This window comes from Janthinobacterium agaricidamnosum, assembly GCF_003667705.1.
GTDB lineage: Bacteria > Pseudomonadota > Gammaproteobacteria > Burkholderiales > Burkholderiaceae_D > Janthinobacterium.
In genome coordinates, this window is sequence record NZ_CP033019.1 from 3611213 (window position 1) to 3635188 (window position 23976).

Annotated in this window: 17 protein-coding genes and 1 pseudogene; 11 read left to right on the forward strand and 7 right to left on the reverse strand. The window is 67.7% G+C overall.

What is annotated here, in order from left to right; all coding sequences use genetic code 11:
* Window positions 1–9: 9 nt before the first annotated feature.
* The gene (locus D9M09_RS16265; protein WP_121669884.1) at window positions 10–3150 is read left to right on the forward strand and encodes an efflux RND transporter permease subunit; all 3141 of its coding nucleotides are present in this window, start codon (window positions 10–12) and stop codon (window positions 3148–3150) included.
* Window positions 3147–4610, forward strand: a complete 1464-nt coding sequence (locus D9M09_RS16270) for an efflux transporter outer membrane subunit (protein WP_121669885.1) — start codon at window positions 3147–3149, stop codon at window positions 4608–4610. Before D9M09_RS16265 ends, D9M09_RS16270 begins: the two co-directional genes overlap by 4 nt.
* Here the strand turns inward: D9M09_RS16270 and D9M09_RS16275 are convergent.
* Window positions 4597–5502 (reverse strand): LysR family transcriptional regulator, encoded by a 906-nt coding sequence (locus tag D9M09_RS16275; protein WP_070224663.1) that lies wholly within the window; start codon window positions 5500–5502, stop codon window positions 4597–4599. The genes D9M09_RS16270 and D9M09_RS16275 overlap by 14 nt on opposite strands.
* Window positions 5503–5508: 6 nt before the next feature.
* Window positions 5509–6957 carry a M20/M25/M40 family metallo-hydrolase gene (locus D9M09_RS16280; RefSeq protein ID WP_121669886.1) on the reverse strand — a complete coding sequence of 483 codons (1449 nt, stop codon included), beginning with the start codon at window positions 6955–6957 and terminating at the stop codon, window positions 5509–5511.
* A gap of 175 nt (window positions 6958–7132) precedes the next feature.
* Between D9M09_RS16280 and D9M09_RS16285 the strand changes: the two genes are divergently transcribed.
* The 3 genes from D9M09_RS16285 (at window position 7133) to D9M09_RS16295 (ending at window position 9324) form a co-directional block, all read left to right on the forward strand.
* Window positions 7133–7663 carry a GNAT family N-acetyltransferase gene (locus tag D9M09_RS16285; RefSeq protein ID WP_070224661.1) on the forward strand — a complete coding sequence of 177 codons (531 nt, stop codon included), beginning with the start codon at window positions 7133–7135 and terminating at the stop codon, window positions 7661–7663.
* A gap of 120 nt (window positions 7664–7783) precedes the next feature.
* Window positions 7784–8230, forward strand: a complete 447-nt coding sequence (locus D9M09_RS16290; protein WP_070289651.1) for a glycine zipper 2TM domain-containing protein — start codon at window positions 7784–7786, stop codon at window positions 8228–8230.
* A 143-nt stretch (window positions 8231–8373) separates the two neighbouring features.
* On the forward strand, window positions 8374–9324 hold the full coding sequence (locus tag D9M09_RS16295) for a PP2C family protein-serine/threonine phosphatase (RefSeq protein WP_070313479.1): 951 nt from the start codon (window positions 8374–8376) through the stop codon (window positions 9322–9324).
* Here the strand turns inward: D9M09_RS16295 and D9M09_RS16300 are convergent.
* Window positions 9305–9724 (reverse strand): DUF2177 family protein, encoded by a 420-nt coding sequence (locus tag D9M09_RS16300; RefSeq protein ID WP_070289674.1) that lies wholly within the window; start codon window positions 9722–9724, stop codon window positions 9305–9307. The two genes, D9M09_RS16295 and D9M09_RS16300, sit on opposite strands and share 20 nt — an antisense overlap.
* A 152-nt stretch (window positions 9725–9876) precedes the next feature.
* Here D9M09_RS16300 and D9M09_RS16305 point away from each other — a divergent pair, with 152 nt between their 5' ends.
* From D9M09_RS16305 to D9M09_RS16330, 6 genes and pseudogenes are all read left to right on the forward strand, one after another.
* A complete protein-coding gene (locus D9M09_RS16305) occupies window positions 9877–10728 on the forward strand; it encodes a class I SAM-dependent methyltransferase (RefSeq protein WP_121669887.1) in 852 nt (283 codons plus the stop codon).
* 227 nt (window positions 10729–10955) lie between these two features.
* Window positions 10956–12569, forward strand: coding sequence for an FHA domain-containing protein (locus D9M09_RS16310; RefSeq protein WP_240453397.1), 1614 nt, complete (start codon window positions 10956–10958; stop codon window positions 12567–12569).
* Window positions 12570–12967: 398 nt separating this feature from the next.
* Window positions 12968–13462, forward strand: a pseudogene (locus D9M09_RS16315) (metal-dependent hydrolase); the annotation flags it as partial.
* Window positions 13463–13676: 214 nt separating this feature from the next.
* Entirely contained in the window at window positions 13677–14195 is a 519-nt protein-coding gene (locus tag D9M09_RS16320; protein WP_240453398.1) for a sigma-70 family RNA polymerase sigma factor, read from the forward strand.
* Window positions 14195–15163, forward strand: a complete 969-nt coding sequence (locus D9M09_RS16325; protein WP_162995726.1) for a FecR domain-containing protein — start codon at window positions 14195–14197, stop codon at window positions 15161–15163. Before D9M09_RS16320 ends, D9M09_RS16325 begins: the two co-directional genes overlap by 1 nt.
* A gap of 114 nt (window positions 15164–15277) precedes the next feature.
* Window positions 15278–17761, forward strand: a complete 2484-nt coding sequence (locus D9M09_RS16330; RefSeq protein WP_121669891.1) for a TonB-dependent siderophore receptor — start codon at window positions 15278–15280, stop codon at window positions 17759–17761.
* 6 nt (window positions 17762–17767) lie between these two features.
* Here D9M09_RS16330 and D9M09_RS16335 read toward each other — a convergent pair whose 3' ends face one another.
* The 4 genes from D9M09_RS16335 to D9M09_RS16350 all read right to left on the reverse strand — a co-directional run bounded on the left by D9M09_RS16335 (window position 17768) and on the right by D9M09_RS16350 (window position 23881).
* The gene (locus tag D9M09_RS16335; protein WP_121669892.1) at window positions 17768–18655 is read right to left on the reverse strand and encodes a pirin family protein; all 888 of its coding nucleotides are present in this window, start codon (window positions 18653–18655) and stop codon (window positions 17768–17770) included.
* Window positions 18652–19050 carry an OsmC family protein gene (locus D9M09_RS16340; protein ID WP_099411573.1) on the reverse strand — a complete coding sequence of 133 codons (399 nt, stop codon included), beginning with the start codon at window positions 19048–19050 and terminating at the stop codon, window positions 18652–18654. Before D9M09_RS16340 ends, D9M09_RS16335 begins: the two co-directional genes overlap by 4 nt.
* 159 nt (window positions 19051–19209) lie before the next feature.
* Entirely contained in the window at window positions 19210–21522 is a 2313-nt protein-coding gene (locus tag D9M09_RS16345) for an SUMF1/EgtB/PvdO family nonheme iron enzyme (RefSeq protein WP_162995727.1), read from the reverse strand.
* Between the two features lie 19 nt (window positions 21523–21541).
* A complete protein-coding gene (locus tag D9M09_RS16350; protein ID WP_121669894.1) occupies window positions 21542–23881 on the reverse strand; it encodes a hypothetical protein in 2340 nt (779 codons plus the stop codon).
* Between the last annotated feature and the right edge of the window lie 95 nt (window positions 23882–23976).

Here is a 23976-nt window from a genome sequence, read left to right on the forward strand (position 1 = left end):
GGAGCGGCCATGCGCTTTTCCCAATTTTTCATCCGCCGTCCCGTGTTCGCCATCGTGCTGTCGATCCTCATCACCCTGGTGGGCGCGGTGTCGGCCATGCGCCTGCCGATCTCGGAGTTTCCCGAGATCGTGCCGCCCACGGTGACGGTGAAGGCCAGCTATCCGGGCGCCTCGGCGCAGGAAATCGCCGATACGGTCGCCGCGCCGATCGAACAGGAAATCAACGGCGTCGACGGCATGCTCTACATGTCCTCGCAATCGGTGGGCGACGGCAAGCTGACCATCAGCGTGGTGTTCAAGCCGGGCACCGACATCGAACAGGCGCAGTCGCTGGTGCAGAACCGCGTGGCGGTGGCCGAAGCGCGCCTGCCCGACGCCGTGCGCCGGCTGGGTCTGGCCGTCAAGAAGGCCTCGCCCGACCAGCTGATGGTAGTGCTGTTCGATTCGCCGAAAGGCACGCGCGACCAGCAGTACATCTCCAACTTCATCGGCACCGCCGTCAAGGACCAGCTGGCCCGCATCGAAGGCGTCGGCGATATCTACACGCGCGGCGCGCGCGACTTCTCGATGCGCATCTGGCTCGATCCGGCGCGCGTGGCCTCGCTGGGCCTGAGCGCGCCGGAAGTGATCGCGGCGGTACGGCAAGCCAACTCGCAGGTCGCCGCCGGGGTATTGAACCAGCCGCCCAGCGGCAGCGATGGCGCCTACCAGGTGCAGGTGCAGGCGCAAAGCCGCTTGCGCGACGTGGCCGAATTCGAGGCCATCATCGTCGCCGCCCATGCCGACGGCGGCGTGGTGCGCCTGCGCGACGTGGCGCGCGTCGAGATGGGCGCGCAGGATTACGCGGAAAGCGGCTTTGTCGACAACCGCACGGCCATCGCGCTGAGCATCAGCCTGCTGCCCGGCTCGAACGCGCTGGCCACCGGCGACCGCGTGCTGGCGCTGCTGGCCAAAATGGAAGCCGATTTCCCGCAGGACGTCGCCTACCATGCCTATTACAATCCGACCGAATTCATCCGTTCCTCGATCGACAAGGTGCGCGACACCATCTTCGAGGCGGCACTGCTGGTGTGCCTGGCCATGCTGCTGTTCCTCGGCTCGTGGCGCGCCGCCATCATTCCCATCCTGGCCATTCCCGTGTCCCTGGTCGGCACCTTCACGGTGCTGGCCGCGATGGGCTATTCCCTCAATACGCTGTCGCTGTTCGGCCTGGTGCTGGCGATCGGCATCGTCGTCGATGACGCCATCGTGGTGGTGGAAAACGTCGAGCGCCACATGGAGGACGGCATGAGCCCCGTCGCCGCGGCGCAGCGCAGCATGAACGAGGTGGGCTTCGCGCTGGTCGCCATCGCGCTGGTGCTGGTGGCCGTGTTCGTGCCAACGGCCTTCATCGATGGCATCTCCGGCATGTTCTACCGCCAGTTCGCCGTCACCATCGCCGCCTCCACCGTGATCTCGGCACTGGTCTCGCTGACGCTGTCGCCGGCCCTGGCCGCGCTGCTGCTCAAGCCGCAGCACGATGCCAACAGCCTGGGCGCGCGCTGGATGGCCATCTTCAACCGCGGCTTTTCCCGCCTGACGGGCGGCTACGTGCAACTGACCGGGCGCATCCTCTCGCGGCGCTGGCTGATGCTGCCCGCGTATCTCGTGCTGGCGGGTCTGACCCTGTGGCGCCTGGACGCGACGCCGCGCGGCTTCGTGCCGCAGTTGGACCGCGGCTATGCCATCGTCTCGATCCAGCTGCCGGCCGGCTCGACCCTGGCGCGCACCAGCGCAGTGGTGCAGGACGTCACGGCACGCCTGATGAGCCACCCCGGCGTGGCCCACACGGCCGCCTTCGTCGGCACCGACGGCGCCACGTTTACGTCGGCGCCCAACACGGCCGTCATCTTCACCATGTTCAAGGACTTCGGCGCGCGCGCCAGCAGTGGCCTGGACGGGCCGGCCATGCTGGGCGCCCTGCGCGGCAAGCTGGCGCCCATCAGCGCGGCGCGCGTGATGGTGATACCGCCGCCTTCCGTGCGCGGCATCGGCACCGGCGGCGGCTTCAAGCTGATGCTGCGCGACACGGGCGGCCTGGGACCGCAAGCCTTGCAGGCGGCCGCGCGCGGCATCGCCGAGGAAGCGGGGAAACTGCCCTCGGTGACGGGCGCCTTCACGCCGTTCAACGCCATGAGCCCGCAGATCAAGGTTGAACTGGACAGCACCAGGGCCGAATACCTGGGCGTGCCGCCGCTGCGCATCAACGAGACCCTGCAAAGCTACCTGGCACCCGTGTTTGTCAACGACATGAACCTGATGGGCCGGGTCTGGCGCGTCACCGCACAGGCGGACGCGCCCTACCGGCGCAGCGTGGCCGACCTGGCCGCACTCAAGACGCGCACCGCCAGCGGCGACATGGTCCCGCTGGGCAGCGTGGCCACCTTCAGCGAAGGCACGGCGCCGTTCCGCGTGCCGCGCTACAACCTGTATCCCGCCGCCGAAATCCAGGGCAGCACCAGGCCCGGCTACTCCACGGGGCAGACCATCGCCGCGATGGAAGAACTGCTCAAGGCTCGCCTGCCGGCCGGCTTCGACTACGAGTGGACGGAACTGGCGCTGCAGGAAAAACACGCGGGCGCCAGCACCGGCATGGTGCTGGGACTGGCCGTTCTGCTGGTGTATCTGCTGCTGGCGGCCCTGTTTGAAAGCTGGCTGCTGCCCCTGTCCGTCGTGCTGATCGTGCCCAGCTGCGTGCTGGCCACGCTGATCGGCGTGTCGTGGCGCGGCCTGGACAACAACGTGCTGACGCAGATCAGCATCGTGGTGCTGATCGGCCTGGCCGCCAAGAACGCCATCCTGATCGTCGAATTCGCGCGCCAGGCGATGGCGGCCGGCGCCGACGCGCGCGCAGCGGCCATCGCCGCCGCCCGCACGCGCTTGCGTCCCATCCTGATGACGTCGCTGGCTTTCCTGCTGGGTGCGATACCGCTGATGCTGTCTTCCGGTGCGGGCGCGGAGATGCGCCAATCGATGGGCACGGCCGTCTTCGCCGGCATGCTGGGCGTGACCTTGTCGGGCCTGTTGTTTACACCCTTGTTTTTCACCTTGCTGAGCAGGCGCCGCGCGGCGCCGGCCACGCACACGGTCGCGCTGGGAGAAGCCGCATGATCCGCATGACACACTTGAACACGCGCCGCGCCGCGCCGCTGCTGGCGGCGGCCATGCTGGCCCTGGCCGGCTGCAGCGCCGGCACGCCCACGGCGACGCGGGCGCTCGATCCGGCGCAACTGTCTGCCCTGCCCTCAGCGGGCGGCCCGAAACTGCAGGCCGGCGCGCCGCCGGCGCTGTGGTGGCAGGCACTGGGCGATGCCAGCCTGGAGCAGCTGGTCAAGCGCGCCTGGCAAGACAACTACGACGTGCGCATCGCCGCCGCGCGCCTGGCCAGCGCCCGCGAGTTCGCGCAGGCCGCGCGCGGCGCCCGCCTGCCGGCGGTGGATCTCGACGCCCAGGCCGGACGCGCGCGCCTGGCGGCGATCGAGAGCCGCGGCGGCCAGCCGCACATCGCCTCGCCGCTGCAGTGGAGCGCCGTCTTCAGCTGGGAGCTCGACCTGTTCGGCCGCGTGCGCCACAGCATCACCGCTGCCGAGGCATCGTCGGACGAGCGCGCCGCCGTGCGCGACGATGTGCGGCGCCTGATCCTGGCGCAGGTGGTGGACGCCTACCTGGTGCTGCGCGGCGCGCAGCAGATGCGCGCCAGCCTGCAGGAGCAGCTGTCGAACCAGTCCGGCACCCTGCAACTGGTGCGCGAGCGCGAAAGCGCGGGCCGCGCCGCGCCGGCCGAGCGCATGCGCGCCGAGGCGCAGATGCGCCTGGCCAGTGCCCGCCTGCCCAGCCTGAACGCCGAAGAACGCCTCGCGCGCAACCGGCTGGCGACGCTCACCGGACAGCGTCTCGATGCGCCGGAACTGGCGGCGCTCGACCAGCCGATGCCGCTGACGCTGCCGCAAACCTTGTTGACGGATGAGCCGGCTCACCTGCTGCTGCGCCGGCCCGACGTGCGCGCGGCCGAACGGGCGCTGGCAGCGGCCAGCGCGCGCGAAGGCGCCGCCATCGCCGAACGCTTCCCGCGCATCAGCCTGGGCGCGCTGTTTGGCGCCTCCGGCGTGGCCGGCGACTGGAATGGCGGCGATGCGGCGCGCTGGCAGGCGGGCGCCGCGTTTTCCCTGCCGCTGTTCGATGGCGGCACGCGCCGCGCCCGCGCCCGCGCGGCCGGGGCCGAGGTGCAGGCCGCGCAGGCCGGCTTCGACAAGGCGCTGGCGCTGGCACTGGAAGAAGCCGACAGCGCCATCGCGCAATGGGTGCAATTGCGCAACCGCCAAGCGGAACTGCGCGAGGCGCACCGGCTGGCGCAGGAAAGCGCGCGCCTGGCGCGCGTGCGCTACCAGGAAGGCGCGGAAAGCCTGCTCGGCGTGCTCGAAGCGGAACGCATTGCGCTGGCCGCGCAAGAGCAGCTGGTGACGGCGCACCGCGACGTGGCCATCGCCACGGCGCGCGGCTACACGGCCATGGCCGGCGGCTTCGACGGGCCCGTGCAGCAGGCCGCTGCCGGCGCCATCAGCCGGCGCTGATCCGGGCCGCGCAGGCGTCGACCACGCAGCCGCGCAGCCAGCGGTGGGCGGGGTCGGCATCCATGCGCGGATGCCACATCAGCGACACGGTCAGGTCCGGCATGCCCAGCGGCAGCGCAAAGCTGAACATGCCGGCACGCAGATTGCCCGTATGCCGTTCCGGCACGGTGGCGATCAGGTCGGAGCCGGCGGCCAGCGCCAGCGCCGCCGTGAAGCCGCCGACGATGCTGGCGATCGTGCGCTGCAATCCCAGCGCGGCCAGCGCGTCGTCCATCGGTCCCGTATCCTGGTCGCGCCGCGCCACCAGCACGTGCTGGCCGGCCGCATAGCGCTCGGCGCTGATCGCTCCTTGCGCCAGCGCATGGCCGCTGCGCACCACGCCCACGAAACGGTCGCCGAACAGCCTGCGCGTGCGCACTTCCGGGCTGGTGAGACTGCCGATCACGCCCGTTTCCAGGTCGATGCTGCCCTCGCGCAGCTGCACGCTTTCGCGGTCGAGCTTTTGCACGAAGCGCAGGCGCACGCCAGGCGCCTGCGCGCCGATATGCGCGAGCAGGGCCGGGCCGAAATTTTCCACGAAGCCGTCGCTCGCACGCAGCGTAAACGTCTGCGCCAGCTGGCGCGGATCGAGCGCTTGCACCGGTCCCAGCACGGCCAGTGCCTCGCCCAGCAGGCGGCCCACCCGTTCGCGCAGCTCCAGCGCGCGCGGCGTGGGCACCAGTTCACGCCCGGCGCGTACCAGCAGCGGATCGCCGGTCGTCTCGCGCAGGCGCGCCAGGGCGCGGCTCATGGCCGATGGACTCAGACGCAAGCGCCGCGCCGCGCGCGTGACGCTACCTTCGGCCAGCAGGACATCGAGGGTGATCAACAGGTTCAGATCGGGTAGCGACATTGGCGCTTACTCGCCCTGCTCCGGCGCGCGGCCGATCTCGCCGTCGATATTGGCCAGGAACCACGCCAGCGACGCCATCAGCGCCACATTGCGCTTGAGGTTATCCGGGTCGACCTTGTCCAGCGTGTCGGCCGGCGTGTGGTGGTAGTGGAAGTAGCTGTGGCTGTCGACGAGCGGCTCGAAGCTGGGCACACCGCCCGTTTCCAGCCGGTGCAGGTCGCCCGTGCCCAGCGCATCGCGGCGCGTGAACGCGTGCGCGCCCATCGGCAGCAAGGCAGCGCGCAGCGGTGCGAACAGTTTTTCCGACTTCGGCCCCACGCTGGCGAGGATGCCGAACGGGCGGCCGGCGCCGCTGTCCATCTCGATGGCCGCGTATTGTTTGCCGAGCGCCTGCTTGTGGGCCTCGAAGTAGGCCTGGCCGCCACGGCCGCCGTTTTCCTCGTTCATCCAGGCGATCACGCGGATGGTGCGGCGCGGGCGGTAGTCGAGCTTCTTCAAGGTTTCCACCACGCCCATGGCCGCCACGACGCCGGCACCGTCGTCGTGCGCGCCCGTCGCCAGATCCCAGGAATCGAGGTGGCCCGAGACCACCACCACCTCGCCGGCCTTGTCCGTGCCGGGCCAGTCGGCGATCACGTTGTAGCTGTCCGCTTCCGGCAGATTTTGCGGCGTCAGGGTCAGGTGCATTTTCAAGGGCCCGCGCGCGGCCAGGCGGCCGATCAGCAAGGCGTCTTCCACGGTGACGGCGGCGGCCGGAATGCGCTTGTTGTCATCGAGGCCCGTGGCGCCCGCGTGCGGGATGCGGAAGTTCGCGCCGCCCACCGAGCGCACCAGCGCGGCGACCGCGCCCAGGTCGGCCGCCGCCTTCGGCCCGAGGAAGCGCGCGCGCGAACCCTGGCCGTAGGTAACGCCGGCCAGGCCCCGCTCGGCCATCTCCTGGTCGAACGGCGTGTCGATCAGCACGATGGCGCCCTTCACTTCCGGCGCGCGCGCCTTGAGTTCGTCCAGGCTCTTGACGATGATCACGGGTGCCGTCAGGCCGGCGGCCGCAGTGGCGCCCGAGCCGCCCAGGGCCGTGAGCACCACGCGCTGCGAGACACCCTGCGGACGGCCCGCATAGTCGACGATTTCCGCCGTTTCCACGCCGCGCACCCAGTGCGGCACTTTCACGGGCTGCAGGGTGACGGTGGCGCCCAGCTGGCGCATGGCGTCGGCCACCTGCTGCACGGCGGCGGCCGCGCCTGCGGAGCCGGACAGGCGCGGGCCGATCAAATCCGTCATGTCGGCCAGGCGGGCGTAGGCCCAGTCGCTTTGCAGCGCCGTGTCGCGCACCTGCGCCAGCGCTTGCGGCGTATTGCCCGGTGCGGCGGCAAAGGCGCCGGCGCTGACGATGCAGCCAAGGGCGATGGATAAAACGGAACGGCGCAATGGCGCGCCAGTCAGGATGATTTGCATGTGATGTCAGTTCCAGTCAACGAGGTCGAAGCGGGTACGCCGTGGCCATGGGCAAGGCGCGGCTGTCTACGATAGCGTATTTGTTCTGTCATTGCAGCAACTTTTACGGGACCGATTGCCTCTTGCCCCCAGAGTCGATTACCATGAAGATTCGTGATCGCTACCGGAAACCGACATGCTCAAGGGAACCCTCTGCACCATCCGGCATTTGCAGGCTGCCGACCTGAATACCTATATTTCCCTCGTCAACGACCTGCCCTCGCGCGGCGAGTTTTTCTCCATGCAATTCAAGTCGCCCGAGGCCATGCGGCGCGACTTCCTGCAATCGGGCTTTGTCACCGAAGACAGCGAATTGTTCCTCATCGAAGATCACTCACAGCACATCATCGGCACGATCACGCACTTCAAGAGCCGCACGCCAGCCTCGCGCGAAATCGGTTACCGCCTGTTCGACCGGCAGCGGGACGGGCGCGGCTACATCAGCGAAGCGACGCGCCTGGTGGTCGATTACCTGTTCAGCGCCTATCCGTATCACCGGCTCGAGCTGCTGATGGACCCGCTGAACATCGGCTCCGAGCGCATCGCGCAAAAGAACGGCTTTACCCAGGAAGGCTTGATACGCCAGGCTTTCTTTATCAACGGCGTGATGCGCGACGCCAAAATGTACAGCCTGCTTCGTCCAGAATGGCAGGCGCGCCGGCGCTGACTTGTTACCGCCCCGCCCCGATTGTAATAAGTTGTATTAGACGTGGAACAAGCTTGCGGCAGCAGATATAGTCCAGTTCATGCAGATCATTGTGATCTCGCCGGAATGGAAGGAAATGCCATGTTGAACAAGAAACTCCTGGGTGCGGTAATGGTAGCGGCAGTGGCTGTGTCTTCGGCCGCAGTCGCCGGTGACCGCGACTTCAATACCGTTGCAGGCGCCGTTGTCGGGGCGGCCATTGGCAACAGCACCGGCGGACGCAATGGTGCGATCGTCGGTGGCGTGCTGGGCGCCGCCGTCGGCAACAGCATCAGCACGAATGACCGCTACTACGACCGTGGCGGCTATCGCGGCGGCTACCGCGAAACCTATTACGCGCCTGCGCCGCAACCGGTGTACTACGCCCCGGCGCCGCAGCCCGTGTACTACGCGCCGCCACCGCGCTACTACGGCCCGCCGGCTGTCGTCTACGTGCAGCCGGGCCGCGGCTACTACCGCGACCATGGCCGCTACGACTACTATGACCGTGGCCACGGTCACGGCCACGGCTGGGGCCATCGCCGTTAAGCGACACCCGCCACCATATAAAACCTGCGCCAGCTTGCTGCCGCAGGTTTTTTTGCGAAACAGGCAAGGTATCGCCCCCGCACGATTTCGGCTAAGCTGTGTCCTACGATCAACATTGCTGGCCGCCTGGACCGCACCAACCGATGCATTTAATTAAAGACGCGCTCGACTTTGGCCCCTGGCTCGATGCCGCCGCCGGCACCAGCGTGGGCGCCGGCCCGATGCCCCGGCGCGAAAACCAGGACAACTTCCTGCTGATCGATGCCAGCGGCCATGCCGTCTGCCTGTCGCGGCAGGCGCCGTTCCACTGCCAGGTGCCGGGCTGGCCGCGCGGCCACGTGCGTGCCGCCGTGCTCGACGGCATGGGCGGCCACGGCCTTGGGCGCGAAGCGGCGGAAGCGGCCGTGCAAGGCTTGCTGGCCGTACCCGCCTGCCTCGACACGGCCAGCCTGGCAGCCAAACTCGACCAGTTGCACACGCGCTTGCAGGATACCTTCGCCAGGACGGCGCCAGCTCAGGCCCGCCCGCCGGGCACCACTCTGACCTTGCTGGAAGTGCCGCCCGGCGAAGCCCCGCTGCTGTATCACGTGGGCGATTCGCGCCTGTATGAAATTGCCGACGGGGTTGCCAGCATCCTCACCGTCGACCACGTGCCGGCCACCGTGTACGCCATGCGCGGCGCGCTCGACGAGACGCGCTGGCGCGCCGCCGTGCACGGCGAGCACCATCCGCAAATCTCGCAGGCCTTCATTTTAGGCAACGCCATCAGCGACAGCTTGCAGCTCGACAAGCCCTTGCGCGGACTCGATGCGGCCACCTTGCCGCCCTTCCTCGCGCACCTGGGCGACCGCCGCGTGCTGCGCGTGCGTCCCGGCGCCCACTATCTGTTGGCCAGCGACGGTTTCTGGGCCTGCGAGGATCCGCTGGCCCTCACGGCCCGCTGGCCCGCCTTGTGTGCCGGCAAGACTGCGGCTCAGGCCGTCAGCGACCTGTTCGACGACTTCCTCTTGCATCCGCCAAAAGGCTTGTATAGCGATAACATTACCGTGGTGGCGCTGCGCTTCGATGCGGCATTCACCGTCCCAGGCGGCTAGCAGCCAGGTAGCCGGCCGTGGCCGACACGGCCGACAGCACGGTGCCCCAGGCCATGTCGATCGCCGTCAAGGCCAGCGGCCAGCCGCGCAAGGTCGCATAGTTGCTCAAATCATAGGTGCCGTAGGCAAGCAGCCCCAGCAGCGCGCCCAGCGCCGCCGCCGTGCGTCCGCGGCGCGCCCGCAAGCCGGGCAGGATGGCAAAGACCAGCAGTCCGGCCACGTAGAGCAGATAAAACAGCACGGCCGGCGCCCAGCGGGGCGTGTCCGCCAATAGCGGCCCCAGCGCCGCGGCGTACACGGGTTTCATCAGCACCGCCAGCCACAGGGCGTCGATGGCCAGGAACACGCACAAGGCGGCGCCATAGGCAATGGCAAGCTGGAACGGGCGTTGGGCAGGCATGGTCGTCTTTCGGCGTCAGGCGGCGTTGAGGGGAACAGTTGCGCCAGCATAATGCAAAACGCCGCCACGCTCACGACAGCCTGTATAAATTGAACCATGCCCATGGCGCGCGGTCTGACGAAAGGATCTCTCCAACGTCACAGGAGCATGCCATGAGCAACACCATGCCTACACCGCAGGCCGGCGCCGCCGGCGCGCCCGACTACGCCGCCATCAAGCAGCGCCAGCAAGCAGGCTGGGCCAGCGGCGACTTCGCCGTCATCGGCGTGACCCTGCAGCCGGTCGGCGAGTCGCTGGCCGAGGCTGCCGATATCCGCGCCCACGAAGACGTCATCGACATCGCCGCCGGCAACGGCAACGCCACCTTGGCGGCGGCGCGCCGCTTTGCCCGCGTCGTCTCCACCGATTATGTGCCGGCGCTGCTGGACAAGGGGCGCGCGCGCGCCGAAGCGGAAGGGCTGGCCGTGACCTTCCGCGTGGCCGACGCCGAAGCCCTGCCCTTCGCCGATGCCAGTTTCGACGCGGCCCTGTCGACCTTCGGCGTCATGTTCACGCCCGACCACCGGCGCGCGGCCAGCGAAATGCTGCGCGTGCTGCGTCCCGGCGGACGCATCGGCATGGCCAACTGGACCCCGGACGGTTTGATCGGCCAGCTCTTCAAGACCATCGGCAAATATGTGCCGCCCCCGGCGGGCGTGGTGTCGCCGGCCCGCTGGGGCGAGGAAGCGTATGTGCGCGACCTGTTCGGCCAGGCGGCAGAGCAGGTGCACAGCCAGCGCAAGGTCTTCAATTTCCGCTACGCCTCCGCTCACCACTGGGTGCAGGTCTTCCGCGATTATTACGGCCCCGTCCACAAGGCCTTTGCCGCGCTGGACGCACCTGGCGCCGAGGCGCTGGAGCAGGAGCTGTTCGCCCTGCTCGAACGCCTGAATACAGCGGGCACTCACTCGCTGGTGGTGCCGGGCGAGTATCTGGAAGTCATCGTCAGCAAACAGCGCAGCTGAACGCAGCTGGACTGGCGATATCAAAATAACATATCCGGAAAGACATAAAATGTGTTTTTGAGCAATAGTTTCCATGACATGTATGGCAAGGTGTGACCAAGGGGATGAATTTGGGCAAAAAGAGCGCATTCAAGCGCCGCGAAAGTTGCCAAGCAGGCGCAAAAGCGCGTAAGCTCTCATGTAGAACAGAGGGCGCAATGTCCCCGCTCGATTCGAGTCAGAATGTCATGAAAAAATGCAGCAACCCGGAGCACCCGCACTGTACGTTCTGGGTCTTGCCTGGGGAAACAGTCTGCGCGGGCAACCACCCGCAAGCGACGAATGCCCCCAGCAGCTACGACCTGTTGAGCGCACTGCGCAGCGCCCGTTCCGAACCATCGGCAACGGCGCTTCCGCACGCCCGTGCGCATGATGCTGCGATGCGCGATGCGGTGATACGCGATGCTGCTCAAGCGGTGACCAGCCTGACCAGCCCCATGCCAGCCTCGCCCCCCGCCAGCCTGCCGGCATTTACCCCAGTGCCCGCCGCACAGCCGGCCACTGCGCCCGCTTACCAGCCGATACATGCCCACCTGCACATCAGCGGCTTCGATCCCCGTGCGGCAGGCGGACGGCAAACCCTGAAGATGGAATTGCGCGGCATGAGCGCCGCCTGCGCGCCGCAGCTGACCTTGCGCCTGCGCTCGGACCTGATCCCGCGCGGCGCCGTCCAGCATGATTTCGTGCGCACCACGCGCGGCGACTGGCGACCCGTATTTGTCGAGTTTTCCTCGCGTAACAAGGAGCACGGGCAATACCAGATCGAGGTGGAAGTACACAGCCACGTCGACGGCGCCGTGGCGCAGAAATGGGTATGCACGTTTGTCATCCTCGTACCGCGCCGCGACGCCACCCTGACGGAAATCCACCAGATCTTCCTCAGCACGCACAAGAACGTGCGCGTGATGGCCGACGACGCCTCGATTGCCCGCGTGACGGGCGGCGACGGCTGCAACCTCGACGTCACCGCGCGCAATGCCGGCATTGCCCACGTGGATTTGTCGGCGCCGCAAGGCAAGATCGACATGGGTTTTACCACCATCGCCTGGGACGAGGAATTGATCGAAGTCGACCTGCCCGCCGCCAGCCACTGCCATCCGCACCCGAGCCAGGCTGCCTGCCTCGTCAATGCGGCGCCGGAAGCGGGCGAGCAGCGCCAGATCCGCCTGTTCGCGCTGGAAGAATGCATGCTGGGACGCTTCGAGCTGGTGGACCCCGAAGCCGATGTGCTGCTCAGCCATTTCAGCCCCGACGGCCAGGACAACAATGGCTTGACGCGCCGCCTGTCGGGCCGCCACGCCATCATCCGGCGCAGCCAGCAAGGCTTTGAAATCGAAGACGTGTCGCGCTACGGCGTGCTGCTCGACGGCGTCTGGCCCGGCAAGCACAAACCCGTCGCCCTGCGCCTGGGCATGCGCATCGAATTGTCCGCCAGCATCAAGGGCATCGTCGTGCTCCGCGTCACGGCCATCCTCGCGCACGGCGTGATCCTGCACCGCATCGACCACGGCGCCCGCGCCGAGTGTTTTTACCTGCTGCTGCCCGACACCCAGCCCACGCCGGCCAGCCACCTGGCCACGCCGCAGGCCGGCTGCCTTCCCCTGCTGTTCCACCGCAACGGCGGTTTCTGGCATCTGGACACGGCCAGCGGCAAGGAAACCGCGCTGGCCCCGGCCACGGCGCTCGACAAGCTCAGCGGCTTCGCGCGGCACAACCGCTTCGCCAGCGAACCGTATCCGGAATGCTGGATCATCCGCACCGAAGGCGCAGCGCTGTGCGATAGCACCATGCAAACTGCATAAGAACACTGTTGTAAATCTGCAGTTATCCGCAAGGCACTAGCGTGGTATCAGTACGAGAAAAATCATCGACAATCCCAGAATAAACACCGCTTCCAGCGTAAACACGATGGCGGGAATCTGCAATTCGCGCGGGATTTTCATGGCGACACCTCTTAAAACGTAAGACTGCTTTCAGTATAGCGCGCCCTGCGCCAAATACATTATCAGCCGCACAACACACTTGACCGGCCGGCATCAGGCGCCGAGTTCGCCATCACGTCCATCCCGACACACAATTTAACACTTTAATAGCAGATATTGCGCAAATAGCCCCCAGCGACGCCCTTGCGTACTGTATATTCATCCAGTTAATATCCATGACATTTTACAAAGCGCCTGTGCGGCGTTTTACATTTCCTATGGCTTCCAACAAAGCGCATCATGCGACCGGTTGGGCTGCCGGCGTGATCGCCGCGGCCCTGGTCGCGCACGCTGGCGCCGGCGGCCCCTATCAAGTGCTGAGCATGCTCGCCTTTGTCATGGGGGCGCTGGGCGGCACGGCGCCGGACTGGCTGGAAGTGGCCTGGTGGGCGCGCACGCACAAGCTGTGGATCACGCACCGCACGTGGACGCACTGGGGCCTGGCCTGGATCGCCCTGCTCGTCTACACGTATCTGCAATTGCCGTACCACCTGTGGGCGCCGCCCCTGTTCGGCTTTGCCGCCGGCGGCATCATGCATCTGCTGGCCGACTGGCCCAATCCGCTGGGGGTGCCGTGGATTTTCCGCCGCCACTCGCTGCGCTGGTGGAAAAGCGGCCGCCACGACATCATCGTCATCATCGCCGCCTGGCTGGCCGCCACCATCGTGGCCGACCATGTGTTTTTCGACGGTATCCACTGGCAGCGCACCGTGCTGGCGTTCGACGGCCTGCTGCGCTGGTCCGCTACTGCCCTGCAGCAAGCCTGGGCGGATCTGCAACAGTGGCAGGAACGCTGGCGCCTCGGTGGCGGACAGTAATTGACGCCGCCCGCATGGCAATGTGATAATGAGTATCATTCTCAAACAGCCCAGCCAGCCGGCACCCCGCGTTCCGTCAGCCCAGCCCATCCCTTGCCTGGAGAACGCAGTGAGTACCGTCAGTCCCACCCATGCCAGCCACCTGAGCACCTTGTACAGCGAACACCATGGCTGGCTGTATGGCTGGCTGCGCGGCAAGCTGGGCAACCGCGCCGAGGCGGCCGACCTGGCGCAGGACACTTTTTTACGCCTGCTGGGCAAGCACGAGGTGGCACCGCTGGCGCCGCTGCGCGAGCCGCGCGGCTACCTGGCGACCATCGCGCGCGGCTTGCTGATCGACCGCTACCGGCGCCAGGCGCTGGAACAGGCCTATCTGGAAGCGCTGGCCCAGCAAGCCGAGCCGATATCGATCTGCGCCGAAACGCACGCCATCATCATCGAAACCCTGTTCGCCATCGACCGCCTGCTCGACCGCCTGGGCGCGCGCACGCGGGCCATCTTCCTGCTGGCGCAAATCGAAGAACTGAGTTACGTGGACATCAGCCGGCGCCTCGGCGTGTCCTTGCCCACCGTGAAAAAGCACCTGGTGCGCGCCTACACGGAATGCCTGATGCTGGCGGCCGGCTGATGTTTTCCCCTTCCACCCCGCAGTCAGCGCCCATCCCCCGCAAGGTGCTGGCCGCCGCCGCCCACTGGCATGTGGAACTCCAGTGCGGCAGCGCCGACCCGGCCGCCCTGCAGGCATGGCGCGACGCCAGCGCCGAGCATGACCGGGCCTGGGCGCTGCTGCAGCGCATGGACGGCCAGCTGGCCATCATACCGCCGGCGCTGGCAATTCCTGCCCTGCAGGCGGCGCAGCAGCGACGGCGCAGCGCCGCGAAAATGCTGGCCATGCTGGTGGCGGCCGGCGGCGGCATCATGTTGGGCCAGGCGGGCTTGCAGTCCGCCCCCTGGCAAGCGTGGACGGCGTCCTTGCGCACGGCGCCGGGCCAGCGCCGCCACGTGACGCTGGCCGATGGCGGGCGCATGGAGATGAATACGGACAGCGCCGTCGACGTCGATTACAGCGCCGCGCGCCGCCGCATCCGCCTGCATCACGGCGAAGTCATGATCACGACGGCGCCCGATGCGCGCCCCTTCCTCGTCGACACGCCGCACGGCGTGATCCGCGCGCTGGGCACGCGCTTCGGCGTGCGCTGCGATGACGGTGGCAGCGTCGTCAGCGTCTTCGAACACGCCGTGGAAGTGCGCGGCGCGGCGCGCCCGGATGCCGTGCGTCGCCTGGAAGCGGGGCAGCAGCTGCGCTTTGGCGGCACCGGTCTGGAAGCCGTGCTGGCCATGCCCGCGCACCAGGACAGCTGGCTGCGCGGCATGCTGGTGGCGGCAGACTGGCCGCTGCAACGGCTGGTGCAGGAACTGTCGCGCTACCGGCGCGGACGCCTGGCCTGCGACGCGAGCGTGGCGCAACGCCCCGTCACGGGCACTTACCGGCTCGACGATATCGACGCCGTGCTGGAAAGCCTGTGCGCCTCGCACGGACTGCAAGTGACCTACTTCACGCGCTACTGGGCCACGGTGGCGGCCCGTTCAAGCTAATTACTTTCAGTTTTTTTTGCGCCAGGGGTTGGTGTTTCGCTGCGCTGCTTCGGCTTGACAGGTAAGAAGCCGATTCATCCACCATTGACCATATCCTGAGCAGAAAGACCGAGCATGCAGCTGACCACCCCCGTCCTACATCCCGCCGCGCGCGCCATCCGCCTGGCCGTCCTCGCCATGGCGTGCGCCGCCCCCGCCGTCTTTGCCGCCGCGCCCGCGCTGGCGCAAGGCCAGGCCGCCGCTTCAAGCGCTGCGCCGCAAGCCTACGCCATTGCGGCCGGCCCGCTGGCCACCGCTTTGAACGATTTTGCCGTCGCCGCCGGCGTCAGCCTGTCGACCGATCCCGCGCAGACGCGCGGCCTGCGCTCGCCCGGCGTGCGCGGCAGCCACAGTGTGGCGCAGGGCTTTGCCCAGGTATTGGCCGGCAGCGGCCTGGAAGCGGTGCAGCTGCCGAACGGCGCCTACGTGCTGCGCCAGGCGGCACCCTCCTCCGCGCCGGCGGCCGGCGTGGAAAAGACCATGGCGCCCGTGGTCGTGAACGCCAGCATGGAGCGCGACCCCGTCAGTGAACACAGCAACTCGTACGCGGCGCGCGCCGTCACCGTCGGCAAGGGCGTGCAGACCGTGCGCGAGATTCCCCAGTCCGTCAGCGTCGTCACGCGGCAGAAGATGGATGACCAGAACCTCAACTCCATCGACGCCGTGCTGGCCAACACCACCGGCATCACCATGTACGACAGCCCCATGGGCGGGCGCTATGTATATTCGCGCGGCTTCATGGTCGACACTTACCAGTTCGACGGCGTCAACCGCGCCATGTACTACCCGCAGGCGAACAGCTTCACCAGCAATACGGCCATGCTCGATCGCGTGGAGATCGTGCGCGGCGCCACGGGCCTGCTGCAGGGCACGGGCTCGCCGGGCGCCGCCATCAACATGGTGCGCAAGCGCCCGATGGCGGAAAAACAGGTGCAGCTGGCGCTCAGCGCGGGCCGCTGGAACGACGTGCGCGGCGAAGTCGATGTCACCGGCCCCTTGAACGAATCGGGCAGCATCCGCGGCCGCGCCGTGGCCGCGCATGACCAGCGCGATTATTTTTATGACGTGGCCGACAGCCGCACGGACGTGCTGTACGGCGTGCTGGAATTCGACCTGGCGCCGGGCAGCAAGCTGACGACGGGCGCCAGCTACGAAAAACTGCACGCGACGCCCTTCTTTTCCGGCATGCCGCGCTACCGCGACGGCAGCGATCCGAAACTGCCCCGCGAGACTTTCCTCGGTGCCGACTGGAACCGCTGGGCTAGCCGCCAGACGGCCGTCTTCGCCGAATTCGAGCACCGCTTCGACGCCGACTGGTCGCTCAAGGCCAGCGCCAACTACACGCGCGAGCGGCATGACGTGAAATACATGTTCAGCCAGGGCGCGATCGACCCCGCCACCCTGGCCGGCATGATGATGTTTGGCGGCGTGTTCGACTACGGCAGCACCAACAAGGGCCTCGACCTGTCGCTCGACGGCAAATTCAACGCCTTCGGCCGCCGCCACGGCTTCAGCGCCGGCATCAGCACGAACCGCCTGGAAAGCGACAGCGATTTCAGTCTGGCCCTGCTGCAGCAAGCGAACAATCCGCTGCAGCCGAATCACGGCGTGGCCGAACCGAGCGACGCCTGGTTCCGCGAACACAGCTACCGGGGCGATCCCAGCGTAACAAAAATGACGCAGACGGGCGCCTACGGCGTGGCGCGCTTCAGCGTCAGCGATCCGCTCACCGTAGTGGCGGGCGCCCGCGTGTCGAACTACAAATGGAGCAGCGTGTACCGCGACACGGGCGAGGTGTACATCGACCCGTACCGCGAAAACGGCGTCGTCACGCCGTATGGCGGCGTGATCTATGCATTCGACAAGCGCTGGTCCGGCTACGCCAGCGTTTCCGACATCTTCCAGCCGCAAAACCAGCGCACGGCCGATGGCGCCCTGCTCGACCCGCTCAAGGGCCGCAACCTGGAAGTGGGCGTCAAGGGTGAACTGTTCGACGGCAAGGTGAACACCTCGCTGGCGCTGTTCCGCATCGAGCAGCGCAACCGCGCGGAACTCGACCTGGCTAATACCTGCTCCAGCGGCACGGAGTGCTATTTCTCGACGGGCAAGGTGCGCAGCGAAGGCCTCGATGCGGAAATCAGCGGCGAAGTGGCGCCGGGCTGGCAGCTGTTCGCCGGCTACACGCTGAACAATTTCAAGTACCTGGAGCAGACGTCGAACGCGGGCGTGATGTTCGCCAGCACCTACTCGCCGCGCCACATGCTGCGCGCGTGGAGCGACTACCGCCTGCCCGGCGCCTTGCAGCAGTGGAGCGTGGGCGGCGGCGTGAACTTCCAGACGGAGAGCTCGCGCGTCACGCGCGACGTGACCGTGGCGCAGGGCGCGTATGCCTTGTGGAGCGCGCGCGCCGCGTACCAGATCGACCGCAACTGGACGGCGTCGCTGTCCGTGACGAACTTGCTCGACAAGCGCTACTACCAGACGGTGGGCGCGCCGGCCTGGGGCAATTTCTATGGCGAGCCGCGCAAGGCGCAACTGACCTTGCGCGCGCGCTTCTAAGCCAGCTTATGCCGGAGGACGCAATGGCGCCTTCGGCAACGGGATGAATTCCGTCTCGCCCGGCACTTGTCCCATGCGCTGGGCGCTCCAGTCGTCGGCCGCCTGCGACAGGCGCTCCTTGCTCGACGAGACGAAATTCCAGAACAGGTAGCGGTGGCCGTCCAGCGGCTCGCCGCCGATCACGACGAACTGCACCGGGCCGCCGCCTGTCGTCACGACAGGCGCCTTACCCTCTTCCAGCAAGGCCATGGTGTTTGGCAGCAGCGCCACGCCGTCGACCAGCACCTCCCCGCTGATCGGATAGATCGCCGCTTCCGCCGGCAAGCCATCCAGCCGCAACTCGCGCCCCGCCTGCAGCGCTACATCGAGGTACAGCGTCTGCATGTAGGTGCGCACGGGCGAAGTCTGGCCAAACGCCGTGCCAATGAGGACTTTCACCACGGCGCCATCGAACGTCACGACGGGAATGTCGGCCTGCGGCGTGTGCGTGAAACTCGGCGCATCTTCCTCGTGCGCCTTTGGCAGCGCGGCCCACAGCTGCAAGCCGTGCGTGCGGTGCGGTTGTCCCGCCAGGTCGTGCGGCGTGCGCTCCGAATGCACGATGCCGCGTCCGGCCGTCATCCAGTTGATGGCGCCCGGTTCGATGCGCTGGCAGGAACCGATGCTGTCGCGGTGGTCGATCGCGCCCTCGAACAGATAGGTGACGGTGGCCAGGCCGATATGCGGATGCGGGCGCACGTCGTGGTTGGCGTCGGGCGCCACGTCGATGGGGCCGAAATGGTCGAAGAAGATGAAGGGGCCGACGGCCTGCTTTACTGCGGAAGGCAGCAGGCGCCGCACGACGAAGCCGCCGCCCAGGTCTTTTTCGTGGCTTTTCAGGATGGCCGCGCTCATGCCAGCACCGTCGTGATTTCCGTGGTGACGGCCGTCATCAGCTTGTGGATCGGGCATTTGCCGGCCACGGCCAGCAATTCCTGGCGCTGCGCATCCGTCAGCTCGCCCGTCAGGTGCAGGGTGGCGGCCAGGCGGTACACGCCCTTGCGCTCGTCGCTGGCATCGCGCTCGGTCGACACTTCCACGTGTTCCAGCGGGATGCCTTTGTGTCTGGCGTACCAGACGACGGTGAGCGCCTTGCAGGCCGACAGGGCCGCGTCGTACAGGTCGTGCGGCGAAGGGCCGGCGTCGCCGCCGCCCTCCTCCACCGAGGCGTCGGCGGAAATGATGTGATCGCGCACGTGCACGATGTGGCGCATGGGCTGCGACTGGTCGCGGATGGCTTTGATGGTCATGGCGTTCCTTGGTGCGTTTGGAAAGCCACAATTTACACCGTTTGCCCGCTTGGCGCAGCCCGCTCTCCTGCTACCTGGTCATATGATACGGAAGACGGCGTCGGCCATCAGCGCCATTTCTTCCGGGTCCGGCGTGACGACGCCAGGCGCCGTACTTGCCTAATCGAGCGTGCGCGCCACGCGGAAGCCCACGATGTCGTTCGACAGTACGGTGGAAAAACCGTTGCGCAGGGCCGAGCGCAGGTAGCGCGGGTGGTACAGCCACGAGCCGCCGCGCAGGATGCGCCGGCTGCTGTCGCTGCCCTCTTCCCATGCGCTGCCATCGACGGGCGCGCCTTCGTAATTGTCGTGCACCACGTCCTGCACCCATTCCCACACATTGCCATGCATGTCGAACAGGCCCCAGGAATTCGGCGCGAAGGTGCCCAGCGGGCTGGTGCCGCCCCGGTACACGCCGCGCGGGCCGCCGTTGTAGACATACAAACCGTCGTAGTTGGCTTGCTCGGTGCTGATCGTGTCGCCCACGTTGAAGGCCGTGCGCGTGCCGGCGCGGCATGCGTATTCCCATTCCGCTTCGCTGGGCAGGCGGTACTTGCGCCCGGTACGCTCGCTGAGCCACCCCAGATACAGCTGCGCGTCATTCCAGCTCACGCCCACCACCGGGTGCTGGTCGTTCTGCACGAAGCCGGGATTGTCCCAGTCCGTCTCGGAACCGCCCGCCCAGCCGGTCGCCTTGACGAAGGCGCGCCATTCGCCCACGCTGACGGGGTGACGCGCCAGCGCGAACGGGCGCTCGATGCCGACCCAGTGCTGCGGCATCTCGCGCTCGAGCCAGGCCTGTTGCGAGCCGGCCTGGATGGCGGCCTTGTGTTCCGTCTCGTGCGCGCCCATCTGGAAACGGCCGCTGGGAATGAGCACCAGTTCCGGCCCCTGTCCCGAGCCATCGAGAAAATCGTCACGCAAGACGCCTTCCGCATTGGGCACCGGTTCCACGTGTTCCGCTTCCGGCGCCGGCGCGGATGCCGGCGCGGGGACAGCGGCCGCGGCGGCGCGGCTGGCCTCTTCGCGGCGCGCGCGTTCCTGCTCGGCGCGGTAGGCTGCCTCCGCCTTGGCGACGATGGCCTTGCGCTGCAATTCCTGGTGTTCCTGCAAGGCGGTGGCGGCATCGGCTTCGCGGCGCGCGCGCAGCTGGCCGCGCAGCGCTTCCTTGCGCAGCTTGCGCGCCTCTTCCGCTTCGAAATGGCGCTGCGCCTCCTGCTCGCGGCGCAGTTTGTCCAATCGCTGCTTTTCCAGCGCCGCCGCCTGGATTTCCGCCTTGCGGCGCTGGTCCAGTTCTTCCTGGCGCGCACGTGCCTCTTTGAGCGCCGCCTCGCGGGCCTGTTCGGCGGCCAGCGCCGCCTCCTTTTGCTGCTGCGCCGCGCGCGCCTGCTGCTGGCGCGCCTGCTCCGCCAGTTCTTCGGGCGACGGCCCGGCCGCGCGCTCCAGGTTTTCCAGCAAGGCTTGCACCGATTGCGGACGCAATTCCGGCGTCAGCGAAAACCCGTTCTGCAGCACCTGCCACTGCTGCGCGTTGAGCGCTTGCGGCGCCGACGGCAGATGGCTGGCGCTGCGCGCGTCGTCGAACGGCATGCGCCCTTCGAGCATCTGGTAAATCATCACGGCCACCGCATACACGTCCAGGCGCGGGCTGGGCTGGCGCTGGTTGGCGCCGGCCTCGGGCGCCCGGTAGCCGTGCGTGCCCGCATTCGGCATGTCCAGTGCCAGGCTGCTGTCCGCATTGCGCACGCGCGAAGCGATGCCGTAGTCGAGCAGCTTGACGTCGCCTTTCGCCGTCAGGAAGACATTGCCCGGCTTGATGTCGCGGTGCACCAGCTTGTGCTTTTCCCACGCATACGACAGGGCGTCGGCCACCGGCTGCAGCAGCTGCTGCACCGTGGACAGGGGCAGCGCGCCCTCGCGCGCCAGATAATGCTCGAGGTCTTCGCCATCGAGGCATTCCATGATGATGAAATAGCTGGCCGTGGCCGGGTCCTGCGCCCACTCGTAGACGCGCACGATGTTTTCATGCGCGAGCTTCCTCGCCTGGGTCGCTTCCTCGATCAGCAACTTGGCATGCGTGGCGCTTTGCGTCAGCTGCGGCGGCAAGATCTTCAGCGCCACCATTTCGCTGCTGCCCAGTTCCGCGTGCGTGGCCAGGTCGGTCGCTTGCCACACCTGCCCCATGCCGCCCGTGCCGATCAGCCGTTCGAGCCGGTAGCGGCGGTTCTGCGGGCCGATTTCCTGGCCCGTCATGAAGCCCAGCTCCGTGCCCTGGCGTACGGGCAACGGCGCGGCCACGGGAGCGGCGCCGGGCGGCGCGTACTCGGCGTCGAGGATGGCGTTCTTGCGGCGTTCAAATTCCTGCTCGCTGAGCAGCCCGTCGTCGTGGAGGGCGCGCAGTTCCCGCAGTTTGTCTCGTGCTTTTTGCATCATCTGGGGTGAAACGCTTCCATCAAGGCTGCAGGGCGACACCGCAGGCGGCGCAGAATTTATCTTCCGGGTGACCCGCGCGCTGCGCATGGCCGTTCTTGCAGCGGGCCGGCGCCGATGCCGGTGCGGCGGAGGCAGAAGCCGCACCCGGCTGCAGCGCCTGCGCCACGGCCACGCCCAGCTGCGCCTGCGCCGACAGGCCGTGCGCGTGCGCCGCGTTCTGCAGGTTGATCAGGTCGAGCTGCTGGCGCCGTTCGCGCTCCGCCTGGCCTTCCAGGTAGCTGCGCTCCTGCGCCACGCTGTCCTGCGCCATGCGCAGCGCGTCCAGCGGCGCGACGCTGTTCTCGGCCGCCGCCAGCGCCGCCAGCGCGTGGATCTGCTCGGCGCTCATGCCCGCCTGCAGCTGCACTTTCAGTACTTGCGCCAACGCGGCCGCGTTCTGCCCGGCGGCCATGGCCACCTTGCCCGTGTCGCTCAGCGAACCGATTTTCTCGATGCGGTCGATATCGATGCGCGCCAGTTCGGCCGCATGCGCCTGCTGCGCCAGCAACGCCTCATATTCTCCCTTCCAGCGCGCGTAATCGCTTTCGCGCTGCTGCGCCATGGCCAGCAAGTCGCGCTGCCATTGCGCTTCCTGTTCCAGCTGGCGCAGCTGCTGGCGCTGTTCCTCGATGGCCAGCGCGTCGAGCTGCGCCAGCTGCGATTGCTGCTGCAGCTGGCGCGCGTGCACGCCGTCGGCCTCGATGGTGCGCAGCAGCTTTTCCTGCTGCGCGACGGCCTCCTCGCGCGCGCCGCCGCGCCGCAGCGCCGCCACCTTTTCCGCGATCTCCGCCGCCTGCACCTGGGCCGCTTCATCCTTGTGCGCCTCGGCGCGCAGCAGTTCGCGCTGGCGCGCCAGCTGCATCTGGTCTTCCCACTCCTGCACCCGCTCGGCCTCGCGCTTGCGCGCCGCGTTCGCCAGCATCAGGCCCTGCCAGGCCGCCTGGTGCTGCTCCGCCTCCAGCTGCGCCTCGCGCTGGGCCGCATCCGCTTCCGCCTGGCGCAGGCGCGCCAGCTGGGTGCGGCGGCCCGTCTCGTCGTCGATCAGCAGCGCGCTTTCCACCTGCTGCGCGATCGACTGCAAGTGGACCTGGTGGGTAAAGCGCTGCTGCGCCATCTGGATCTGTTCGCGTCCATGCAGCTGCGACAATTCCAGCTCGCTGCGCATCTTGATGGCGGCCAGCGCGCGCACGTGTTCCCAGTTGGCCGCTGCATCGGCGCGCTGCGCGCCCTTTTGCGCCAGTTCCTGTTCCAGCTCGCCCAGCGCCAGCGCGGCGCCATGGTCGAGCGCCTGGCGCCGCGACTTCGCTTCCAGGATGCGGCCATACAGGTCGATCTGGCGTCCGCGCAGCGCTTGCAGGCGTTCTGCCTCCTGGTGGCCCAGTTCCGCCTTTTCCAGCGTCGCGTCCTGCCGCAGTTCGGCGCGCCGGTGCGCGTGGCGCGCCGCCAGTTCCTCGCGGCGGATGCGCTGCCATTCTTCCTCGTCATACAGCTGGTCGAGCTGCTTCATGCGCTCCAGGCTGTGCTGTTCCAGTTCCTGCGCCGGCAAGCCGCCCAGCCACAGGGTGCCGATGCTGGTGCCAGCATCGCCCTCGCCCGCGCGCTTGTCGTGTCGCAAACTGAGCGTTTCCACGCGCGCCACGGCCAGGCCGGACGGCGCCAGGCGCTGCGTCAGGGCCGATTGCAGGCGCTCGTTCAATTCGGGCCGCAGGTCGCCATTCGCGTCCATCTCGCGCAGTGCGCGGCTGCCGATGAATTCCAGCGCGATCTGGCGCACGGACGGCAGCAGCAAGGCGTGCAGGTGGGCGCGCGTGACGGCGCCCGGCGCGCGCATGAACTGGCGCGCGAACGCATCGGGCTGGCCCAGCGCGATGTCCACGCGCAGCGCGGCGGCGACGTCCAGCAGCTCCGTGCTGGCCAGGCCGGGCAGATCGAATTCCAGGCTGACGGCGTCGGCGCGCGCGATCAGCACTTCGGCCGGGCGCGCCGGCAGCAGCGCCGGCAGGCGCGCGAAGAAGGCGGCGCTGTCGTAGTCGCCAGCCGGTATCAAGGTGAAAGCGTCCGATTGCACGATCCAGGCGCGCGACTCGGCGGGCACCTGCAGGCGGCGCGCGGCGCTGCCGAACAGCGAGGACAGTTCGCGCACGCCGAAGAACAGGGCCAGTTGCCCATCAGCAAGATGCCATTGATTGGCATGCAGCACCGCGTCGCTGTCGGGGGCGCCCAGCGACAAGCCGCATTGCGCGCAGTAGCCGGCGGCAGCGCCGTTCTTGTGCTCGCAGCGCGGGCAGCGGGCGCCGCCAAAACCAAACAATTGGAACATGTGTGACTCCTGATGAGAATGATTGCGTGCGCGCTGGCTACCGTAGCGATTCTAGCAGGAGCGCCGGCGGCGCACGCTACACCGCGCAGTATCAA